Annotated in this window: 21 protein-coding genes and 1 pseudogene; 11 read left to right on the forward strand and 11 right to left on the reverse strand. The window is 69.0% G+C overall.

Features of this window, described 5'->3' with window-relative positions; translation table 11 throughout:
- Window positions 1-38: 38 nt before the first annotated feature.
- Together ACQP0P_RS27455 and ACQP0P_RS27460 are read right to left on the reverse strand one after the other, a co-directional pair.
- Window positions 39-557 carry a type II toxin-antitoxin system RelE family toxin gene (locus ACQP0P_RS27455; RefSeq protein WP_433359395.1) on the reverse strand — a complete coding sequence of 173 codons (519 nt, stop codon included), beginning with the start codon at window positions 555-557 and terminating at the stop codon, window positions 39-41.
- A 2-nt stretch (window positions 558-559) separates the two neighbouring features.
- Window positions 560-871: a hypothetical protein gene (locus ACQP0P_RS27460; RefSeq protein WP_433359397.1), complete on the reverse strand. Its 312-nt coding sequence runs from the start codon at window positions 869-871 to the stop codon at window positions 560-562.
- A gap of 931 nt (window positions 872-1,802) precedes the next feature.
- On the opposite strand from ACQP0P_RS27460, the gene ACQP0P_RS27465 reads away from it, so the two are divergent.
- A complete protein-coding gene (locus ACQP0P_RS27465) occupies window positions 1,803-2,123 on the forward strand; it encodes a GNAT family N-acetyltransferase (protein ID WP_433382138.1) in 321 nt (106 codons plus the stop codon).
- A gap of 29 nt (window positions 2,124-2,152) precedes the next feature.
- Here ACQP0P_RS27465 and ACQP0P_RS27470 read toward each other — a convergent pair.
- Window positions 2,153-2,872 (reverse strand): annotated as a pseudogene (locus ACQP0P_RS27470) (IS701 family transposase); the annotation flags it as partial.
- Between the two features lie 87 nt (window positions 2,873-2,959).
- On the opposite strand from ACQP0P_RS27470, the gene ACQP0P_RS27475 reads away from it, so the two are divergent.
- Window positions 2,960-4,621, forward strand: a complete 1,662-nt coding sequence (locus ACQP0P_RS27475) for an IS1182 family transposase (RefSeq protein WP_433359399.1) — start codon at window positions 2,960-2,962, stop codon at window positions 4,619-4,621.
- A 463-nt stretch (window positions 4,622-5,084) separates the two neighbouring features.
- Here the strand turns inward: ACQP0P_RS27475 and ACQP0P_RS27480 are convergent, their stop codons facing one another.
- On the reverse strand, window positions 5,085-5,747 hold the full coding sequence (locus ACQP0P_RS27480; RefSeq protein WP_433359401.1) for a hypothetical protein: 663 nt from the start codon (window positions 5,745-5,747) through the stop codon (window positions 5,085-5,087).
- 41 nt (window positions 5,748-5,788) lie between these two features.
- Between ACQP0P_RS27480 and ACQP0P_RS27485 the strand changes: the two genes are divergently transcribed.
- The 4 genes from ACQP0P_RS27485 to ACQP0P_RS27500 all read left to right on the forward strand — a co-directional run bounded on the left by ACQP0P_RS27485 (window position 5,789) and on the right by ACQP0P_RS27500 (window position 8,433).
- Window positions 5,789-6,535 carry a MerR family transcriptional regulator gene (locus ACQP0P_RS27485; RefSeq protein WP_433359403.1) on the forward strand — a complete coding sequence of 249 codons (747 nt, stop codon included), beginning with the start codon at window positions 5,789-5,791 and terminating at the stop codon, window positions 6,533-6,535.
- Window positions 6,536-7,106: 571 nt separating this feature from the next.
- Window positions 7,107-7,442: an ArsR/SmtB family transcription factor gene (locus tag ACQP0P_RS27490; RefSeq protein WP_433359405.1), complete on the forward strand. Its 336-nt coding sequence runs from the start codon at window positions 7,107-7,109 to the stop codon at window positions 7,440-7,442.
- A complete protein-coding gene (locus ACQP0P_RS27495; RefSeq protein WP_433359407.1) occupies window positions 7,439-7,909 on the forward strand; it encodes an SRPBCC family protein in 471 nt (156 codons plus the stop codon). The genes ACQP0P_RS27490 and ACQP0P_RS27495 overlap by 4 nt, the downstream gene beginning before the upstream one ends.
- A gap of 20 nt (window positions 7,910-7,929) precedes the next feature.
- On the forward strand, window positions 7,930-8,433 hold the full coding sequence (locus ACQP0P_RS27500) for a DUF6069 family protein (protein ID WP_433359409.1): 504 nt from the start codon (window positions 7,930-7,932) through the stop codon (window positions 8,431-8,433).
- Window positions 8,434-8,741: 308 nt separating this feature from the next.
- Here the strand turns inward: ACQP0P_RS27500 and ACQP0P_RS27505 are convergent, their stop codons facing one another.
- Window positions 8,742-9,215 (reverse strand): MarR family winged helix-turn-helix transcriptional regulator, encoded by a 474-nt coding sequence (locus tag ACQP0P_RS27505; RefSeq protein ID WP_433359411.1) that lies wholly within the window; start codon window positions 9,213-9,215, stop codon window positions 8,742-8,744.
- Between the two features lie 86 nt (window positions 9,216-9,301).
- Here ACQP0P_RS27505 and ACQP0P_RS27510 point away from each other — a divergent pair, with 86 nt between their 5' ends.
- Both ACQP0P_RS27510 and ACQP0P_RS27515 read left to right on the forward strand, forming a co-directional pair.
- Window positions 9,302-10,168, forward strand: coding sequence for an alpha/beta fold hydrolase (locus ACQP0P_RS27510; RefSeq protein ID WP_433359414.1), 867 nt, complete (start codon window positions 9,302-9,304; stop codon window positions 10,166-10,168).
- A gap of 95 nt (window positions 10,169-10,263) precedes the next feature.
- A complete protein-coding gene (locus tag ACQP0P_RS27515) occupies window positions 10,264-10,521 on the forward strand; it encodes a hypothetical protein (RefSeq protein ID WP_433359417.1) in 258 nt (85 codons plus the stop codon).
- A 34-nt stretch (window positions 10,522-10,555) separates the two neighbouring features.
- On the opposite strand, the gene ACQP0P_RS27520 is transcribed toward ACQP0P_RS27515, so the two are convergent.
- Both ACQP0P_RS27520 and ACQP0P_RS27525 read right to left on the reverse strand, forming a co-directional pair.
- A complete protein-coding gene (locus tag ACQP0P_RS27520; RefSeq protein ID WP_433359420.1) occupies window positions 10,556-11,011 on the reverse strand; it encodes an iron chaperone in 456 nt (151 codons plus the stop codon).
- A 141-nt stretch (window positions 11,012-11,152) separates the two neighbouring features.
- Complete coding sequence (locus tag ACQP0P_RS27525; protein WP_433359423.1) at window positions 11,153-11,608, reverse strand: carboxymuconolactone decarboxylase family protein; 456 nt, start codon at window positions 11,606-11,608, stop codon at window positions 11,153-11,155.
- 177 nt (window positions 11,609-11,785) lie between these two features.
- On the opposite strand from ACQP0P_RS27525, the gene ACQP0P_RS27530 reads away from it, so the two are divergent.
- Window positions 11,786-14,257: a tetratricopeptide repeat protein gene (locus ACQP0P_RS27530; protein ID WP_433359426.1), complete on the forward strand. Its 2,472-nt coding sequence runs from the start codon at window positions 11,786-11,788 to the stop codon at window positions 14,255-14,257.
- A 156-nt stretch (window positions 14,258-14,413) separates the two neighbouring features.
- Here the strand turns inward: ACQP0P_RS27530 and ACQP0P_RS27535 are convergent, their stop codons facing one another.
- From ACQP0P_RS27535 to ACQP0P_RS27545, 3 genes are all read right to left on the reverse strand, one after another.
- Window positions 14,414-14,911, reverse strand: coding sequence for a flavin reductase family protein (locus ACQP0P_RS27535; RefSeq protein WP_433359429.1), 498 nt, complete (start codon window positions 14,909-14,911; stop codon window positions 14,414-14,416).
- Window positions 14,912-14,920: 9 nt separating this feature from the next.
- Window positions 14,921-16,144 (reverse strand): styrene monooxygenase/indole monooxygenase family protein, encoded by a 1,224-nt coding sequence (locus ACQP0P_RS27540; protein ID WP_433359432.1) that lies wholly within the window; start codon window positions 16,142-16,144, stop codon window positions 14,921-14,923.
- Window positions 16,145-16,310: 166 nt separating this feature from the next.
- On the reverse strand, window positions 16,311-17,300 hold the full coding sequence (locus ACQP0P_RS27545; RefSeq protein ID WP_433359435.1) for an AraC family transcriptional regulator: 990 nt from the start codon (window positions 17,298-17,300) through the stop codon (window positions 16,311-16,313).
- Between the two features lie 268 nt (window positions 17,301-17,568).
- On the opposite strand from ACQP0P_RS27545, the gene ACQP0P_RS27550 reads away from it, so the two are divergent.
- Window positions 17,569-18,594, forward strand: coding sequence for an aldo/keto reductase (locus ACQP0P_RS27550; RefSeq protein ID WP_433359438.1), 1,026 nt, complete (start codon window positions 17,569-17,571; stop codon window positions 18,592-18,594).
- A 213-nt stretch (window positions 18,595-18,807) separates the two neighbouring features.
- Window positions 18,808-19,038: a zinc-ribbon domain-containing protein gene (locus ACQP0P_RS27555; RefSeq protein WP_433359441.1), complete on the forward strand. Its 231-nt coding sequence runs from the start codon at window positions 18,808-18,810 to the stop codon at window positions 19,036-19,038.
- A 148-nt stretch (window positions 19,039-19,186) separates the two neighbouring features.
- On the opposite strand, the gene ACQP0P_RS27560 is transcribed toward ACQP0P_RS27555, so the two are convergent.
- Window positions 19,187-20,500 (reverse strand): hypothetical protein, encoded by a 1,314-nt coding sequence (locus ACQP0P_RS27560; protein WP_433359444.1) that lies wholly within the window; start codon window positions 20,498-20,500, stop codon window positions 19,187-19,189.
- Between the last annotated feature and the right edge of the window lie 199 nt (window positions 20,501-20,699).

A 20,699-nucleotide genomic window follows, 5' to 3' on the forward strand; every position in this document is an offset into this window, starting at 1 on the left:
GACCTCGAACAGCCCTGAGGCCGTACGACGAGTACGGGCTAACGCGGCCCCGAACGAAACTCCGCCCAAAGGTCGACGGCTTTCTCCAGATCGAGTGCCGCCACCTCCTCACGGGACATGCCCACCGTGTAGATCAACCGACCGGCGAGCCAGTCAGGAACCGGTTCTCGCACAGGTGTCTCGTCGATGTGGAGGTGTTCGGTCGGAGTTCCCAGACGGTCGATGACCTCACCGAGGCGGACGACATCCGGGCGCGAGCCACCCACCGCCCGAACCCGCGCCCTGGCTTCGGCGTAGACCTCGGCGTCAGCCCTCTCTCCGACGGCCCAGACCTCGCAGATCTCAACCGCCTTGTCGTCGGTGATCCGGTAGACGACCCGCCAGGTGTTCCGGCCGACGACAAGCTTGCGGAATCCGGTCAGCTCCCCACCAAGCGGATAGCCGGCCTCGGGGTTCTCCAGCAGCAGGAGAATCTTTTTAAGGACCTTGGGTACGGCGTCCGGGCCGATCCTGCGTAGGTCATCGATGGCCGCATCGGTGAATACGACGTCGGACACCGCTACTCGTCCTCATCTGGGAGCGAGCCCAGCGATTCCCGGGTGTGCCCGAAGGCGGAAAGGACATCGTCGATCGACGTCCGCCGCCCGGTGTCGGTCGCCGCCCGGACAAGAACCAACGCCAGGTCACGCAGATCGGCCGCGGCCTCCTCCAACTCGTTGAGACGCCGCATGCTCACGACAGCCGCGACCGGCTGGTGCCTGCGGGTTACCACCAGGTCGGTTCCCTGCTCCGCGTCGGCCACCATACGAGCCACCCCGCGCTGCGTGGCCTCGGTGACCGTGAGCTTGGTCGCATCATGGAGAACAGCCATACGGAAACTATATAGAAATCTATACAGAAGAGCGAGTGCCGCGCGGAGAACCTAGATCGCCAAGCCGATCGGATGGGTCACCGGCAATCACTCCTCTGGCCTGCGAAGACGTTGCCGGGCACCTTCGCCCCGCTGCACGCCTTCCGACGCCCGCGCATCCGGTGGGAAGGCCGCGCCGACACCCACGAGGCCTTCCCCAAGCTCGCCTGCGCCCCCATCTGCCGGCGATGCCTCAACTCATTGCGTCAGTGCGGCAGCCGTAGATCGTTAATGGTGTGACTGGAGTGGCTGGAGAGACGAGCTCGGTCGGGCCGCTCCAGGAGAGCTACCTATGAGCCAGTAAATGAGTTGCAGACCCCCGGGATGGGGTGTCTAGATTCCGGCTATGACGATTGTGCTGGGTACGCCGACTGCTGACGGGGTGCACGAGGCTATGGGCGCGCTGCGGGAGTGGCAGTGCGACGGAGCGCCGATGCAGCTGCATTCGGGGGACATCGGCTGGAACTACCGGTCCGGAACGGCCGAGACGGCCGCGGTGGTTCGCACTTGGAGCCGGGACGGACGGATCCTCGCCGTCGGGATGCTGGAATCGCCGACGGTGTTGCGGATGACGGTCGCTCCCGACGCTTTCCAGGACGAGGGCTTGGCGCGGCAGCTTGTCGAGGACTTCTCGCTGCCTGAGCGCGGCGTGCTGCCGGAAGGAGGGGTGTCCGTCGAGGCGCCGCTGGGCCTGCTGCTTCACGACCTGCTGACCAAGGAGGGCTGGGGCGTCGATGAGTCGTGGACGCCGCTCTTCCGCGACCTCGCGGAAGCGGTGGAGGACCCCGGCGTGCGGATCAAGGCGATCGGCCCGGAGCAGGCGCAGGACTTCGCCGACGTTCTGCGGTCGGCGTTCAACACCTCGCGGCCTACGCGCGAGTACTGGCATGCGATGTCGGCGGGGCCGTTCTACGCCGACGCCCGCTGCCTGGGCGCCTACGACGACCAGGGTGGTCCGGCGGCGGTGGTGACTGTCTGGTCGGCCGGCCCGGGGAAGCCGGGACTGGTCGAGCCGATGGGCGTCCACGCGGACCACCGCGGTCGCGGATACGGCCGGGCGATTACCATCGCCGGGGCGGCTGCGCTGCGGGAGATGGGCTCGTCGAGCGTGCGCGTGTGCACGCCGAGCTCCAACGTCGGTGGCGTCGCCACGTACAAGGCGGCCGGGTTCGAGGCGATGCCGAAGATCGGCGACCGGATCCGGAACGCCTGACGCTGATACAGCCCGGGCCCTTCGATCCGGGGGTCGGCCGAGCGGAGCTGCCAGCAGTCGTCGTTCAGCGCCGGGACGAGGGCGTCGGCACGGACGCGGGCCGGGCCGATGTGCAGCACGGTGTTGCAGGATACGGCCAGCACGTAGCCCAGCCCGAGATCCTCCAGCGCGGTGCGGAAGGCGCCGTCGTTGCCGTAGACCTCGTCGGCCGCGACGAACCCGGGCTGGTGGCCGGCGGCCACGATGCGTTTCACGATCTGCAGCGCGAGCGCGGGCTTGGTGGCGAACTCCAGGTCGTCGGGCAGACCGGCCGCCTGGCAGCGCTCGGGGTCACCGGTCCAGGAGGCCGGGACGTAGAGCTCCCGGTCGACGAACCCGCACCCGCGCACCGTGGCCCACACCGCGTAGACGGCGACCTGTGCGTTCTCGATTCTTCCGGCTGTGCCGGTGTACTGCCGCTGGGTGCCGACGGTCATCGTGCCCTTCTTCACGTCGCCGGTCTCGTCCAGCACCAGCGTGGAGCCCTCGCCGCCGAGGTGGTCGATCACGTAGTCGCGAAGGTCGTCTCGGACGCCGTCGTGGTCCCACTTCGCGCGGGACGGCAGGTTCTGGAATGCGTCGGGCGTCAGGTGCCCGGCCTGCTCGGCCAGCGTCCAGCAATTCAGCCGCGGCAGCCCGGCCAGCAGGCACCGAACGAACGCCGCGGCTCTACCCGCCGGAACCAGTGCGCAAACCCGGCCATGAACGATTTTGTTGGCCGATTCGGTTGATGATTACCGGGTCGCGGGAGACGCTGAGGGGACTCGGGCCGCGGACAGGATGGAGGAGGTTCCGTCGTGTCTCTGCGCCCTAGATCCGCTGTTCAGATCCCCGAGGCGACCGTCGCGGTGGCGCGAGCGGCGTTCCCCAAGGGATGTCTGGCCATCCGGTTGCGCGATGAACTGGGTGTGCTGTTCAGCGACGAGCAGTTCGCCGATGCCTTCCCGCGTCGGGGCGGGCCAGGGCGGGCACCTGGTGAGCTGGCGCTGGTGACGGTGCTGCGGTTCGCCGAGGGGCTGACCGACCGGCAGGCCGCCGATGCGGTGCGCGGGCGGATCGACTGGAAATACGCCCTGGCCCTGGAGCTGACCGACCCGGGGTTCGACTTCTCGGTGCTCAGCGAGTTTCGGGACCGGTCGATCGAGCACGGGATCGAGGCCAGGGTCTTCGATCTGCTGCTGGATCGCTGCTCGGAGCTGGGGCTGCTGCGTGCCGGTGGACGGCAGCGGACCGATTCCACGCACGTTCTGGCGGCGGTGCGGACGTTGAACCGGATGGAGTTCGTCGGGGAGACGTTGCGGGCTGCGCTGGAGGCGCCGGCCGTTGCCGCTCCCGGCTGGTTGGCGGAGGTGGTTGCCCCCGAGTGGATCGAACGCTATGGGCGTCGAGTGGACTCCTACCGCTTTCCCAAAGGGGAGGATGCGCGCACCCGGTGGGCCACCACGGTGGGACAGGATGGGTTTGCCCTGCTGGAGGCCATCCACGCGGATGATGCCCCGCACTGGCTGCGGGTCATCCCCGCGGTCCAGACCTTGCGGGTGGCCTGGATCCAGCGGTATCACCGCGACGACAAGGGGATGCGCCGGCGGGAGGGCAACGATCTCCCGTCGGCCGGAGTACGGCTGTCTTCGCCCTATGACCGCGATGCTCATTACGGTCTCAAGCGTGGTGCGGGCCGGTGCGGTTACAAGGTGCACCTGAGCGAGACCTGCGAGCCCGATCAGCCGCACCTGATCACCAATGTGCATACAACCGATGCCACCGTGGTCGACAGCGAGGTCACCGAGCAGATCCACCTCGATCTGGCCGGGCGGGGGCTGGGGCCCGGCACCCACGTGGTGGACGCGGGCTACGTCACCGCCACGCTGATCTTGACCGCCCGCCAGGAGAAGGCGATCGACTTGCTGGGGCCGGTCGGCCTGGATACCCATGCCACGGCCAAGCAGGAGCTGGGCCAGGAGGCGTTCGCCATCGACTGGCAGGCACGCACGGCGACCTGCCCCGGTGGCGCGACCAGTGTCTCCTGGTCCGACCAGCGCAAACCCAACGGGACACCGATCACCAGGGTACATTTCGCAATCACTGACTGCGGACCCTGCCCACTGCGCGCCTCCTGCACCAAGGCCGACGGTCACCGCTACGGGCGCAGCCTGACCTTGCTGCCCGCCGCCCAGCAGAAGATCCTCGACCAGCGCCGCCGCGAGCAGGAGACCCAGGCGTGGAAGGAGTGCTACGCCGTTCGGGCCGGGATCGAAGGCACGATCTCCCAAGCCGTCCGGGCAGGCGGAATCCGCCGCACCCGCTATCGAGGACTGCCCAAAACCCGACTCGCGCATCTGCTGACCGCCACCGCGATCAACCTCATCCGCCTGGACGCTTGGTGGACCGACATCCCGATCCGCGGCACCCGCGCCTCTCGCCTGGAACGACTCGGCGCTGAACTCGGCCTAGCCGCGTGAACCGAATCGGCCAACAAAATCGTAGACGACCGAGCTTGCAGCTCCTCGCCGTCGACGGGTTCGACGGTTCAGGCCGCGTCGTCGGCAGCGTGACTCACTGCCCAGCCTGCCACCCCGCGTGAGGCGATGTTACGGGCCGCGTTGACATCGGCGTGCTCAGCGAAGCCGTCCTCCGTGTTCCCTTGTGGGTTCCCTCGTGGCGCCCTTCCGCGTGGTGCCCATTGAAGCAGCCGGTCATCGCCCGCGAGGGGACTACGAGGGGCTGTGACGGCCGAGTCCGGACCGGAGGCAATGACTCACTGTCCGTTTTCCGCCATATACCCGCTGTTTTTGACGTCACCCCGAGAGCCGTTCTCCGCACGACGGGCCCGGCAACGCCCGGCCCGTCGATGGCGCAGCGGCCCCCTTGGCGCCTCGCTCAGAGCCGCCCAGGCAGCAGGACGTACAGGTTCACGGGCGCCGGTCACCGGTTACGCAGGTACCGCCGGCCAAGCACCCCGTACCAGATCATGATCGGCAGGTGGAGGGCGTACCCGAGCTGTTCCAGCGCCGCCGTCGGCCCATCGGTCCCGGTCGTCCACGGAAGCGCGACCGCGGCCAAACCTGAGATCGCGGCGACCGCACCGGCGATGCGGAGCCCGGTCGGCATCGGGACGCCGACCACTGCCGCGGCGGTGGCGGCGACCCACAGCAGCCCGGCCAGGTTGACCGCCCACTTGGCGGTGAGCAGTACCGCCCAGGCCACGGTGACGGCCGCCGGGGCGGCGGGGTCAGCGGCCAGCTGAGTCAGTGCCAGGTTCCCGGCGTCATGAAGCAGGCCTGCCAGCCCGGCGGCGGCCAGCAGTCCGCCGGCCAGCGTCTCCAGGTGCGGTCCGGGTGCCTGGGCGGAGCGAGCGGACATCACGAGCCCGGCCGCGGTCAGTGCCAGCCAGCCCAGCACGTCGAAGGCCAGCTCGGTCAGATGCAGCCCGAACTGCTCGCCCACCGCGGCCAGCGCGGCGGCGGGGTCGGCTGAATTCAGGGTCAACCCCGATGGCACCACGATGGCCGCACCGGCGATCATGGCCACCAACGAGGTCAACAGCAGGACACCGGTAAGCCGGGTCCGAGGGTTCGAATCGGTCATGGACGGTGACGGTAGGACCTTGCCGCAGGGACAAAGTCAACATGCCCAGGAGAGGAGCCAGGGTGTGGCGGATCGGGCAACTGGCGCGCATGGTCGGCGTATCCGAACGGACCCTGCGCCACTACGACAAGATCGGACTACTGCCTCCTGCCGCGGTGGACCGATCCACCGGCTATCGCTGGTACGGCGTGGCCGAGCTGTCACGGCTGGAACGCATCCGCGGCTTACAGCGCCTGGGCCTGCCGTTACGCCGGATCGCCGATCTGCTGGACGCTCCCGAGGCACAGCTGCGACAGGCCCTGGCCGAGATCGTGACGGGCATCAAGCATGACATCGCCGCCCTTGCCGCCGCCGCGGCTCACGCCGAGGACCGCCTTGCCACGCCGATGTCGATCCTGCCCCAGGAAACCACACTGGGCTCTCGCCGCCTACGCGTACGCCGTTTGCGCCTCGATCATCCATCCGAGCTCGCCGCCGTGTGCCCGGCACCGCCGGCGACCCTGCTGACCTGGCTGCGCGGGCAGCCGACCGGCGGGTTCACGGCGGCGGTGACCACCGATCGCGACGGCGAGCGACTCACCCTGCCCGCTCGATCCGTCGTGCGAGCCGTCGTTCCGCCTTCCACAGACGTGGTCCGCGCCGGGCAGGACCTGTTCGGCTGGTTGCACCGCCACCACTTGGCCATCACCGGCCCTACCGTGGAAGAACACCTCGTCGACGCCGACGGCACCCACGCCGTCGTCCTTGAAGTATCCGTACACCCCCAACGACACACCCCCTCGGCCTGACCGCTCCTCACACGCCCCCCGCTCGCCGAACCGGGGCCGGACAGCCGGACGGCTCACGCCCAGGAGTTGAGCGTGAGCCATCCGGCGAGATCTGTGAAGCTACTTCTCAGTCGGGGCCAGACCCGTCTGGCAGGCGCCCCACCTCGATGGGTCACCTGGCTTGACATTGGTGCCACCGATGCCGCAGTAGCCGTCCGGGTTCTCGCAGCGGTACTGCCGGTGGTGGTCGTGCGACCGGCGCAATGGTTCGGCCTCACATCCGCCGCACCGAGGCCCACCCTGCCTTCGCCCGATGCGAGCGGGGTGGGCATCCGTGTGCCACTTGATCCACCGCCTCCGAGAACGGGCCGCGAGCCTGCTCGGTCAGCACTCTCACGTCTACGTCCCGGTGAACCGAATCAAGGCCGTTCCCGGCAATGTCCCGTGATCATGTGGCGGGATATCGGGACCGGATCCGGATCGAGGCGACGCCGAGGGTGCCGGACGGCGGCAGTTAGAACCTTTGATCTATCCATGTACACCACCCGATCACTCATTGAACCGTTTGGTTCAGTGATCTATAGTGAACCATATGGTTCAGCAAGAGGTCCTTGACCGTACGTTCGCGGCCCTCGCGGATACGACGCGACGACAGATCCTCATCCGGCTCGGCCAGGGTCCCGCCTCGATCGGCGAGTTGGCCGAACCGTTCGGCATGTCACTCACCGGCATGAAGAAGCACGTGCACGTCCTGGAGAACGCCGGGCTGGTCACCACGGAGAAGGTCGGGCGATCACGGCAGTGTCGCCTGGGCACCGAACGACTGGAGGACGCAATGTCCTGGATCAGGTTCTACCAACGGCTCTGGGAACGTCGGCTCGACGGCCTCGACGCCTACTTCACCCTCAAGAAGGAGAACGACCGATGACCCAGAACATCGAGACCACTCAGCTGCGCACGAGCCGTGTCCTGCCCGCGAGTCCGGAAAAGGTCTTCGACGCCTACACCGACGCCGAGAAGCAGAAAATCTGGTTCAACATCCTCAACGAGAAGCCCGGCATCGTGGAGATCGACATCGACCTGCGCGTCGGAGGCAGGCAGACCGCGGTGTGGGGACCGGACTCCGACACTCTGTTCCGAGAGACACAGACCTTCTTGGTCATCGACCGCCCACATCGCCTGGTCACCGAATCCACCGGCATCAGCCCGGACGGCATGACCATGACGACCACGATCGAGGTCACGTTTGAAGAGCACGACGACGGAACGCTCCTCACGGTGGTGCAGACCGGATTCCCGGCGCCCGAGATGCGCGACTTCTTCGTGCAGGAGGTCTGGGCCGGAGCGCTCGATCGGATCGAAGCGTACCTGCGCAGCGGGGAGCGGCGGCCTTGACGGAAAGCACTGAGAGCCAGATGAACACGTCGAAGAACGCACCCGATCGGGCACCGGACGGATACGGTTACGGCAGCCCCGTCATCACCGTCGTCGCAACTGTGGCAGCCGCGCTGTTCCTCAATCTCGTCGTCTACGGGCTTGGGCGTGCCGCCGGCGGCGACTTCCGGTTCACCGCCTCGGGTCAGCCCGCCGAGGTCGACGCGCTCACCGTCGCCGGCTTCACCGTCCTGCCGTTGCTTGCGGGGATGACCGCAGTGGCGGTACTCACCCGAATCTGGCCATGGGTGGTGCCCGCGGCGTTGGTCGTCGCCCCGGCGATCGCGCTCGGGACCATCCCTGTCATGACGATTCCCGCTGATTTCGACGACACCAGCAAGATCACGTTGGCGTTGTGCCATGTCATGCTCGTGCCCGTGACCGTCGCCGGAGTGCTGAGACTGCGCGGGCAGCGCCATGGACAGGCCGCCGCGGACCCGGATATCGCCGAGATGACTCCGCCCCCGCCCGGCGGGCAACCATAGGGACGGCGGCCGCGGAAAGATTCACGACGGTGGACGAGTACATCGCCGCCCGGCAACGAGGCAAAGGTGGGAGATCAAGCCAGGGGCGATCGAGGTCGAAGGTCACGTCGGCCGACCGCACCGTGCGGACGCGGGGTCCTCGATGATCTCCCTGAGCTTTTGACCGTGGCGAGCTGATCGACGTGTCTACTCCTCAGTCGGGACCAGGCCCGTCCGCCCCGACGGGTCACCCGGCTTGACATTGGTGCCGCAGAGGCCGCGGTGGCCGTCGGCCACTTTGAAGGGTCCCAAAGGGAATACCGCAAGTGTTACTCCTGGCTGGTTCGCTTCCGGGTGACAGACTCGTGCACGCCGCCGAGAAAGCGTTCGACGGTCGCCTGGTCCGCGGCGTCGAACCGGCTCATGACGACGACTACCTCGTGGATGAGCGGGCCGAAGAAGCTCCAGCCGAGCGCGACCGCGCTCTCATCCACTTTCAACAGCACACGCCGACGGTCTCGTGTGTCGCGCTCCCGGCGCACATGACCGAGCCTTTCCAGGCGGTCGATCACCGCCGTAGTACCCGCGGAGTTGAGACCGAGTCGCACCCCCAGCACTCCCGGGGTGGCGGGCGCGCCCATGCGGGCGGCATCCAGGAGGCAGATGAGCGCACGCACATCGGTCGGGTGAAGGGCGTGTCGGGCGGCGAAACTCTCCCCGACCCGGTCGAGCTCCATGGTGATGGCGCGCAGCAGGTGCACCACGCGCATCCCGGCGTCCTGCTCGTTCACGTCGTCTGCCACCTTCCTCCGTCGTCGCCGCTGTCATATTATGACAATATCTCGCTCAGCGAGATTCTTGCTTGGCGAGCTACCTGTTGAGGCGAGGCATGTCCGGTGACGACCACGGCGCGAACGCGGCCTTCCTCGCCGCCTATGACGCGGTCCTGGAGCGTTGGCCGGTCCGGGTCGAGCCGATCGACCTACCGTCGACATACGGAACGACGCGGGTGAACGCGTGCGGGCCCGCGGACGGCCCGCCACTGATCCTGTTGCACGGCGGTGGCACCACCGCGGCGATGTGGTTCGCCAACGTCGCCGAGTTCGCACGCCGACATCGGGTGTACGCCGTGGACCGCATCGGCGAGCCGGGACGGAGCGTCCGGGGCGAGCGGCCTCCTCGCGACGTCTCCGGCCTGCTCGGCTGGCTGGACGGGGTGCTCGACGGGCTCGGGGTCGGCAGCGTCGCCGTGTGCGGGCACTCCTACGGCGGGTGGATCGCCCTGACATACGGCCTCCACGCACCCCAGCGGGTCCGGCGGCTCGTTCTCCTCGATCCGACGCAGTGTTTCGGAGGATTCCGGGTGGGATACCTGGCACGCGCGCTGCCGTCCCTCATCCGGCCGACGGCCTCACGCGCGCGAGCTTTCCTCGCGTGGGAGACCGGCGGCGTGGAAACCGACCCCGCCTGGCTGCGACTGTACGGCCTGGCCGCGGAGTTCCCGGACGAGAAAATCGTGACCGGGAAGCAGCCCGAGCCCGGACTACTGCGCACACTTACGACGCCGACTCTCGTGCTCCTCGCCGGGCGTGGCAGGGCCCATCCCCCTCACCGCGTCGCGTCCGCCGTCACCCGCCTCCTGCCGCACGCGGAGACCGCGGTGCTGCCGGGCCTCTCCCACCACGCGATGCCATGGCACGAGGCCTCCGACCTCAACACCCGTGTCGTCGGTTTTCTCGACAGGACGGCGACTTGAGAGACGAAGGAGACCTCGAACAGCCCTGAGACCGTACGACGAGTACGGGCTGAGTCTTTCGGGTGACGCGGTGAGGCGTAGACGACCCAGACAGTGTGAGCGGCGTCATCGATGACACAGCGGACACGCCCGCCGCTGGTGACCTCGAATTCCCATTGCTCCAGGTCCTGGCCATTATCTCGAAGTCACCGGCAATCACTCCTCTGGCCTGCGAAGACGTTGCCGGGCAGACCTTCGCCCCGCTGCACGCCTTCCGACGCCCGCGCATCCGGCGGGAAGGCCGCGCCGACACCCACGAGGCCTTCCCCAAGCTCGCCTGCGCCCCCATCTGCCGGCGATGCCTCAACTCATAGCGTTAGGACCTCTCAGTCACGGCAGGTGCAGTCCTCAGCTCGCCGCCTGCCTCACGAGTGTGCTGATCCTCGCCTCGTCGTCGGCGGTCAACTCCGTCAGCGCGAAGGCGGTCGGCCACATGGTGCCGTCGTCGAGGTTCGCCAGGTCGTTGAAGCCGAGGGTCGCGTACCTCGCCTTGAACTTCTCCGCGCTTTGGAAGAAGCAGACGACCTTGCCGTCCTTGGCGTAGGCGGGCATCCCGTACCAGAGTTTCGGCGACAGGGCCGGCGCGCCGGCTTTGATGACGGCATGGAGCCGCTCGGCGATGAATCGGTCCGCTTCCGCCATCTCGGCGATCTTCGCGAGCACGTCGCGCTCCCCGTCGGCTTCGGCCGCGCGCGAGCCGCGGCGCGCGGCCGTCTTCAGCTCCTGGGCGTGCTCCTTCATCGCCGCTCGTTCTTCGTCGGTGAACCCGTCGAACTTCTTGTCAGCCTTCCGCGTTTCGTTCATGGTGGGAATCTCCTTGTCTGAAAATCTTGGTAGGGACGACCGCCGTGGCGGCTTCTCTGGCTTCGACGAGAGAGTTCACGGCGATGAGGCGAGCGGTCCCGGGCCACGGGTTCGAGCACGCCGCCCGGGGCCGCGCACCGCTCACCCCCATGCGCCGGCGATCTGCCGGGTGGTGGCGTTGAGCCGGTTGAACAGGTTGGTGACGCCGATCATCAGAACGATCGCGGCCAACTGCTTCTCGTCGAAATAGGTGGCGGCCCTGTCCCAGACCTCGTCGCTCACGGCGTCGGCACGGTCGGCCAGCCGTGTTGCGGCCTCGGCCAGCGCGAGCGCCGCCCGCTCCTCCTCGGTGAAGTACGAGGTCTCCCGCCAGGCGGCGACCGTGGCCAGCCGCTCGTCGCTCACTCCGGCCTTACGAGCGGTCTTGGTGCCCGCGTCGACGCAGGAGCTGCAGCCGTTGATCTGGCTGACCCGCAGATGCACCAGCTCCAGCGTCTGGCCCTCCACCCCGCCGGCGTGCACGGCCTTGAAGAGCTCCTGGATGGGCTGCATCGCGCCGGGCAGGATGAAGGCCGGGTTCTGCATACGGGACTGCACCTTGGTTCTCCTCTTCCGGATCGACGCCCCGCCCCTCGGGGGCGTGACTCCATGACAGCCGGACGGGCTTGCCATGACGATGGCGGTGGGACACCCTGGGACAGTTGAAATGACTCTGTCCTGCGGCGATTCGTCCCGGTAAGTTTCTTCCCCGGCGGGACAGAGAGGCAGGACACGATGGTTGTGCAGCAGGCGGACCCCCAAGACGAACTGGCCACCCGGCTGCGCCTGCTCCAGAGGCTGTCCGGGCGCGGTGTGCGGGCCCTCGCACGGGACACGGGCCTCAGCTCGTCGTCGCTGTCGCGCTACCTCAGCGGCCAGTCGGTGCCGCCCTGGCCCGTGGTGATCGAACTCTGCCGCCTCGTCAAACGTGACCCCCGCCCGCTGCGCCCCCTGTGGGACCGGGCGACGAACCCCCTGCCGGCGCCCCCGAAGACGAGCCGCCAGGTCCAGCCCCCGTCGCCTGCCGCCGGTGCCCCACGCCTACCCCGCAACGATCTGCCGCGGGACATGCCCGACTTCACTGGACGTGAGGCCCAGCTCGCCGCCGTCCTCGCCGTGGTGGAAAGCAGCCGGGTGGTCGCCATCGACGGCATGGCGGGCGTCGGCAAGACCTGTCTGGCGGTGCACGCCGCGCACCGGCTCGCCGCCGAATACCCGGACGCCCAGCTCTATCTGGACCTGCACGGGTTCACCGACGGGCGGGAACCGCTCGATCCCGATTCCGCACTGCGGGCACTGCTCGCCGCACTCGGCGTCCCGTCAGAGAAGGTCCCGCAGGAAGGTGGTGTCGAGCCGCTGGCCGCCTGCTGGCGGTCGGAACTGGCCGGCCGGCGGGCCGTCGTGGTCCTCGACAACGCCGCCGGCGCTGACCAGGTCCGCCTGCTGCTGCCCGGCGCAGGCCCCTCCGTCACCCTGATCACCAGCCGCAACCGGTTGCTGGGCCTGGAGGAGGTGCCCCCGGTGTCGCTGGACGTGCTGACCCCGAAGGAGAGCGCGGAGCTGCTGGCCCGCGCCAGCGGCGATCCCAGCGGCCCCGACGGCCGGCTGGCCCGCGACCCGGAGTCCGCGGCCGAGGTGCTGCGGTTGTGCGGCCATCTGCCGCTGGCCCTGCGGCTGGCCGGGGCCCGGTTGCGGCACCGACCGGGCTGGACCGTAGGCATCCTCGTCGAGCGTATGACGGAGGGCATGAGCGAGTTCGACACCGCGTTCGCCATGTCCGTACGGCAGCTGGATCGGGCCGAGCGCCGGTTGTTCGGGTTGCTGGGCCTGCTGTCCGGGTCGTCCTTCGACGAGTACGTGGCAGCGGCACTGGCGGACGTGCCGCTGCGCAGCGCCCGGGCGATGCTGGAGGACCTGCTCGACGCGCACCTCATCCAGCAGCCGTCGGCTGGTCGCTACACGCTGCACGACCTGGTGCACCAGCACGCGCGCCGAGCCGTCGCGGAGCAGGATTCTCCGGTGGGGCGGGAGCAGGCGCTGGGCCGGGTGCTCGACTATTACGTGCACGCGGCGGCCGCCGCCGACGCCGCGATGCCGTACGTATCCGGCAGCCGCGCGGCCTCCGCAGGCCGGCCCCCGGCCGAGCTGCCGCAGTTCACCGACAAGCATGCGGCCCTCGGCTGGTTCGTCACGGAGTACACGAACCTGATGGACGCCTTCGAGGTGGCGGTTGTCACCGGAGCCGATGTGCACGCGTGCGAGCTGCCGCGCTTCATGCGGACGTTCTTCGCGCGGCGCTGCGGCACGACGCACCTCAACGTCCTCTTCGAGCGATCGCTGGCGGCCGCGCAGCGCCTGGGTGATCCGCGGCACCTGGCTGAGGCGCACAGCGACCTGGGCTTCGCCCGCTACAACGCGGGCCGGATGGCAGAGGCCGCCGCCGCGTACGAGGCGGCGGCACCGCTGGTGTCCCAGGCCGGGGACACCCGCTCCGAGGCAGATCTGATCATGCGCCGCGGCTACCTGAGGTGGGACGAGGGCTATGTCGAGGAGCCACTCGACCTCTTCCGGCTGGCGGGGAAACTGTACGCGGACGCCGGCTGCCCGATGGGCGCGGCCCATGCGACCGCCTACCAGGCTTGGGCGATGCTGCAGCTGGGACACCGCGAGGAGGCGGCGCGGCTGGCCCGCGAGGTGCTGGACATCGCGCACGCCGAACCCACCTGGCCGGCCGCACTGACAGCCCGGATCACCCTTGGCATGGCCATCGCCCACGAGCAGTCCGACGAGGCCGCGGAGCACCTGCACCAAGCCCTGGAACTCGCCCGCGAGGACGGCCACAGGCACAACGAGGCGTGGTGTCTCAACTGCCTGGGCGTCGCCCTGCGCCAGATGGGCCGCTACGAGGAAGCGCTGGCCAGCCACCGGCAGGCGTTCACACTCCTGGATGAGCTGTTCGAGGAACACTGGAAGATTCACTTCCTCAACGGCTACGGCGAGACCTGCCGACTGGCCGGCCTGCCCGACGAGGCCTTGCGCTTGCACCGTCAGGCACTCGAGCTGGCTCCGAAGGTGGGCTACCGGCACAAGGAGGCACTGGCCCACGAGGGGATCGCGGCCGTGCTCGACGAGACGGACCCGGCTGCCGCCGCCGAGCACCGCGCGGCGGGGCAGGCCATCCGGCAGGAGCTCAAAGCAGGGGCCTGACGTGACCGGCCGCTCCCGCGGATCATGTCCGGTCCGCGTTCTCCAGGCGCCGAACCCGACCATGCGGGGCGGGTCTTCCAGGTCGGCGGGCCCGGGAGGCGCCGAGACATCCACGAGATCCCGGCGGCCATCAGATATCGGCAGGAGGCCACCGCGTCAGTCCACGGTGCCGAACGCCATCTCCCGGTCCGGCGAGGAGAACACGCGGTAGCCCCCCGAGTGGAAGACCAGCGGCTCGCCCTCCGCCCGCCGGAAGTGCTCGACCTCTCCGACGAAGATGAGGTGGTCGCCCCCGTCGTAGGTGCTCACCGTACGACAGGCGAAGTGGGCGAGGGTTCCGGTGAGCACCGGAGACCCACCGGGTTCCGGGTGGGTCTCCACCCCGGCGAACTTGTCCGGCAGCGGCGTGGCGAATCGTCGGGACAGGTACTCCTGTCCGGCGGCCAGGACGTTGACCGCGAACCGCCCCGCCTCGGCGAAGGCCGGTGCGCTGGGAGCCCGCCGGGCCAGGCACCACAGGACCAGCGGCGGGTCGAGCGAGACCGAGGTGAAGGAGTTGACGGTCACGCCCAGCCGGTCACCCCGCCGGGTGACGGCGGTGACCACGGCCACCCCGGTGGCGAACTGCCCGAGGGCGTCGCGCAGAGACCTCATGACCCCTTCTCACTTCCCGAACCGCGCCAGATACCCGGCCGCCCCGGCCGGATCCATGAACCAGCCCGCGTAGTCCGACGGATCGTCGAAGCCGTTCACGAAGCGGGAGGCCACCTCGGGCAGCCGGCCCGCGGCGCCCAGAATCTCCAGCACGTGCGGTGGCGGGGGCGCGAGAAGCGCGTTCGTCCACGCGGTGACGTGCCGGGCGTCCTGCCAGTAACGCTCGAAGGCCCGCTCCATCCACGCCGCGTCGAACGGCCGCTCACCACGCTCCAGGATGTCGGACAGATAGGAGGCCGCGCACTTGGCGGCGTTGTTGGCCCCCTGCCCGGTGATCGGGTCGTTGAGCACGACCACATCCGCCACGCCCAGGACCGGGGCGCCCGACGGCAGCGTCGCGACCGGCCTGCGCACGATCGGGGTGAAGCCACCCGACAGGACGCCCCCCTCGTCGGTGAGCTCGACACCACCGCAGCGATCCGCCTCCCACGGCAGGAAGGTCTCCAGGACCCACCGGCTTCTGGCCAGGTGCTCGGCGGGGGTGCGAACGTCCGCCCAGCAGTCCATCGGTCCGCCGGGGACACCCTCGAACACCATGATCTCGCAGGGACCGGTGACGGTGAGCGCGGGAAACACGAAGTACTCGCCGACCCCGGGGATCACGTTGAAGCACACCGCGGAATGCCCCGGTCGCGGTACGAGACCGTTGACGTAGGTAAGGGCCAGGGCCCGCTGCGGGGCTCGGTACGGCGAGCGCGACGCGTCCCGCTCGAAGAGCGAGGAGATCGCCCCCTTGCCGGCGGCGACCAGGACCAGGTCGTACCGGGCGGCGTAGTCCTCCAGGTCGTCCACGGTGGCGTCGTGTACCACGATCTCGCCGCCAAGCCGTTCCACCTCGGCCATCCACGCGGGCATCTTCAACCGCTGGTCGACCGAGCGGGCGGGCGTGTCGAGCCGGGCGGCCCAGTGGATGGCCGGTTCGCCGTCGGGACCGGCCACCGCGAACTGGATCCCGTCGATCGGCGGGCAGTCATCCGCCCACAGGTCCAGGCCAAGGTCGCGCTCGTGGCCGAGGGCGATGCCGAACATGGCCTGGCTCGACGTGACCCGGCCGCCGCGAATGTCATCGGGGGTTCGGTTGGAGACGACGGTGACGTCGTAGCCGTTCCGCAGCAGGCCGAGGGCGAGGTGCAGGCCCGCCTGACCGGCGCCGACGACCAGGATTCTGCGCATGACGATGTCTCCTTCTCAACGGAGGGGGAAGCCTGATGAAAAGGTATGGCCGGGGCCGCCGGCCGAGCCATCCGTTCAGCGCGGGTTCCATCCGCCTGGCGCGGAATCCTCTCCCGGCGCGCCACGAACAGGACGGAGGCACCCGGTGCCGGCCAGGCGCGGACCGTCAGCTGCCGCGCAGCGTCCGCGACGGCGCCTGACCGTAGCGCGCGCGGTAGAGCGCCGCGAACCTCCCCTGATGAGGAAAACCCCAGCGGGCCGCCACGCCCGTCACCGTGCACCTGGCGGGATCGCCGGACACCAGGTCGTCGTGGACCCGGCCCAGGCGCACGTCTCTGAGATAGGTCATCGGGGTCAGTCCGAGATGACGCCGGAAACCCTCCTGGAGCGAGCGGCCACTGACCGCCACGGCACTCGCGATCTCGTCGGTGGTCAACGGCAGGTGGGCGTGCCCGTCGACGTATTCCATGGCCCGGCGCACCACCTTGGGCAGCGCGGGAGGCCGGGGCGCGTTCAGCCGTGCCAGGTAGTTGGACGGCTGCCCGGTGAGCAGGGAGGAGAGCATGGCGTTCTCCAGGTGGGCGACCGCCAGCGGCTGCGCGGCGAGCCCGTCACCGTGCTCGGCCTCGCTCACGATCAGGTCGGCCATCGCCCTCCAGGCCCGCGCCCAGCCCGTGGTCATGTCCATGCCCAGGCCGAAGACGATCGGCCGGTCGAGCCGCTCCCCGAGCATCCGCTCCAGGGTGCCCTCGACCTCCGACCGGTCGAATTTGACGATCAGCTGGGGACAGCCCGCCGCCCAGCGCATGTCAAGGTATTCCGACGGTGACGGCAGGGAGGCCAGGCGGGGTGTCGACACGATCTCCTGCCCGCCGCACCGGATCAGGCTGCTCCCGGCCAGCGGGATCTGCACCAGGAAGAAGGATCCCAGTTCCCCGGGCTCGATGCGGACGTCCGCCCCGTAGTCCAGGTAGTTCACTCGTACGGCGCCCAGCCGTACCGAGTTGAGCCGCGCGGCCAGCCGCGAGACGTCACCGGCGAGTTCCAGCCGATGAGGACAGAACACGCCGGCCACCCGCTCGCGGGCCTCGTCGAGGTCCGTGGTGTCGAAGACCGGCCTGTTGCCAAGCGGGACGCGCCCTCGCACCTCGCCCATCGACGCTCCCACCCTCGGGTGCCCATCGCACGCGTACGGCTGATCCGGACATCATCGGTAGAGCCAGTGTGTCCGACCACGTACAAATACGCAGACGCCCGTGAAACCACTGTCCGATACTGGACAGCGGAGCCGGTCCTGCCCCCGTTCACGAACACCTCGATCATGTGGAGGCCGCGTATGGTGACCCCGCTCGTCTCCTCCGAAAACCACACCAAAGGCGACACCCAGCATGAAGCGGCCGGGGCCGGGCTGGCAGGATCGGGCCGTGAACCATCGCACGCTTGGCCGCACCGGCATCCAGGTCAGCCCGCTCTGTCTCGGCACGATGATGCTCGGGGCCTGGGGAAACACCGACTACGACGAGTGCGAGCGCATCGTCGGCACCGCGCTCGACGCGGGCATCAACTTCATAGACACCGCTGACGTGTACGCGTTCGGCGAGAGCGAGACGATCCTGGGCAGGGCCATCAAGGGCCGCAGGGACGAGATCGTGCTGGCGACGAAGTTCCACAACCAGATGGGCGACTCCCCCAACCGGCGTGGCAACTCCCGTCGCTGGATCATGCAGGCCGTCGAGGACAGCCTGCGCCGCCTGGACACCGACTGGATCGACCTCTACCAGGTGCACCGCCCCGATCCGCAGACCGACATCGACGAGACCCTCGGTGCCCTGTCCGACCTCGTGCGCCAGGGCAAGGTACGGGCGATCGGCACCTCCTCCTTCCCCGCCGAGGAGATCGTCGAGGCCCAGTGGGTCGCCGACCACCGGCAGCGTGAGCGGTTCTCGACCGAGCAGCCCTCGTACTCGATCCTCGCCCGGCATGCCGAGGCCGCGGTCCTGCCGGTGGCCGAGCGCCACAACCTGGGGGTGATGGTCTGGAGCCCGCTGAACGGTGGCTGGCTGACCGGCAAGTACCGCCGGGACGCGCCGCTGCCCGCCGGCTCCCGGGCCTCCAGCAACGGCGACCACTTCGACTTCAAGGTCGAGGAGATCCGCGCCCGCAAGCTCGACGTCACCGAGAAGCTGGCGGTCCTGGCCGACGAGGCGGGCATCTCGATGATCCACCTGGCCCTGGGCTTCGTGCTCTCCCACCGGGCCGTCACCTCGGCGGTGATCGGCCCGCGCACGCTCGAGCAGCTCACCAGCCAGCTCGGCGCGGACGAGGTGCGGCTCTCGCCGGAGATCCTCGACGCGATCGACGAGCTGGTCCCGCCGGGGACGAACATCAGCCCCGACGACGTCGGCTACGTGCCGCCCGCCCTGACCGACCCCGCCCTCCGCCGACGCTGACGTAACCCGTCGCCCCGGCGGGACGTCCCGCCGGGGCGACGGCCGGGCTCAGCTCACGTCCCGGCCTGCCCGCTCGGTGGAGATCCCTGCGGGCAGGCCGGTCACGACGACATCACCCTCCGTTACCTCATCCGCGGCGCCAACGAGGGGGCCGACAAGGGGTAGCGGGGGTCCCCTCGCGCTCGACCGGCCGGGACAGGGTAGGTGTGAGGGATGCTTATCTTCGGTTTGCGCACGGTGGTCCACCGGCTCGGGGTGCTGACCCTGGTCTGCCGCAACTGCGGCAACGCGGCGGCGCAGGTGCTCTCGCGGCGGGTGACCAGGTTCAGCCTGTTCTTCGTCCCGCTGTTCCCGGTGCGGACGAGATACGGGATGCAGTGCACCTTCTGCGCGGCCTCGTACGACGTCCCCAAGCAGGAGGCGGAGCGGCTGGCGGTCCGCTGACCACCGCGTCCGGCGTGGCCACCTGGCCGGTGCGCGGCGGAGAGTCCCGGCACCGCCTCGCTCCCGGCGACCGAACCCCTGCGGTCACCAGGCGGGCACGCCCTGAGCGGCCGCCCTTCCAAGAACACATGCGGAGTCAACGTCCCTTTCAGCGCGTACGCCGCACGCGGATGCCGTGGGCGTCGGCGCGCTGGAGGCCACCGGCGTCCACATTGGAGATCGGGATCAGGCCCTTGACCACGCCCTTCCTACCGTTTCCGGTCAGCTTGACGATCAGCATTCCCGGGTCGGTTCCGTGGGAGGAGTGCGGGTCGCCGGAGAGCGGGATCGGCCCTCGCGTCGAGGCGAAGGCCCAGTCATGGTCGGGCGAGACGGCGAAGAGGTCGACCGTCGGGTCCGCGCTGAACCGGGAGACGAGGTCGACGGTGCCCACATGGGCACCGGTCGCCCCGTCGAAGACCTCGGCGGCATTGGCGGCGCGGTCACCGGCCCAGACGTAGCGTTCCTCGTCGGAGGCGAGGACGCCGTGCGCGTCGCGGTCGGGCGAGTCGTCGTCGAAGAGCGGCTGGACCGCCGGGGTGTTCGGCGGGTTGGCCGGTGAGTAACCGCTCATCGGCAGCCGGAAGACGCTGAACTGGTCGAGGTTGTTGTGCGTGCCACCACCTCCGTTCCCGAAGACCTTCCCCTTGGCCTCGATGAACCCGCAGCCGTTCGCGGGGATCCTGCTCGCGTCGTACTCCCCCACGATCGACATCGGCGTCGTGCGCCAGTCGACCACGAGCATCCCGCCGCCCCGGAGACTGACGAAGACCGGGCCGTTGTCCGAGGCGACGAACGGGCAGATCGGCGCGTTGTCCGGGCGGAGCCGGGGTGCCTGGCACGGTATCCCGTTCGGGGTGGTGCATCCGGCCAGGTCGATCGTCGCGGCCGGCTGCTGGACGAAGGTGCCGGACGCGTAGTCGGTGCTGATGCGTTCCAGCCTCTTGCCGTTCTGGTTGGAGATGACGAGGTACTCGTCGTCCTCGGTGGGCCAGAGGGCATGTGCCTGCCGGGCCCCTCCCGCTCCGGCCTCGGTGAGGAAGCAGGCGAGCGGCTGCCGGGCGGCGGCGTCGAAGACGACCACGTGACCGCTGGCGACGAAGGCGAGCGCGGCGTGGGTGTCGGCCTTGTTGAAAACCATCATGTGGGGACGTACGGGGACGCTGCCGGTGCTCGCCAGGCAGAGGGACGAAGTCGCACCGCTCAGGTCTATGACGTGGACGGGCCGCGCGGCCGACAGCCGGTGGGTGACCTCAGCTCCGGAGTACACGTTGACCGCGCCGCCGTAGGAGAGCCCGTCGGTGTTGGACTGGTCGACCAGCCACACCTCGTACGACTTCCCCGCCGGCGCCTGGGGCGGCGCGGCCGCTCCCAGGACGAACAGCACCAGCACCGCGACGATCGCGACCCGCCACTTCCCCATACGCCCTCCAAGATCGCTCCGGCCGGAGCGTCTCCATGTCCCTTCCGACCACGCTGCTTTCTACTTTCAATCCCAGAACTCCATAAGTCCAGAAATTGCTTGAACTAAAGGAATATAGGCAAAAAAATCTCATATTGCAGACATTTGTCACAACTCCGACAACAAACGGCACTCGCCGACTATCGGGAATTGCATACAC

The organism is Streptosporangium sp. CA-115845, from assembly GCF_050943795.1.
Taxonomy (GTDB): Bacteria; Actinomycetota; Actinomycetes; order Streptosporangiales; family Streptosporangiaceae; genus Streptosporangium.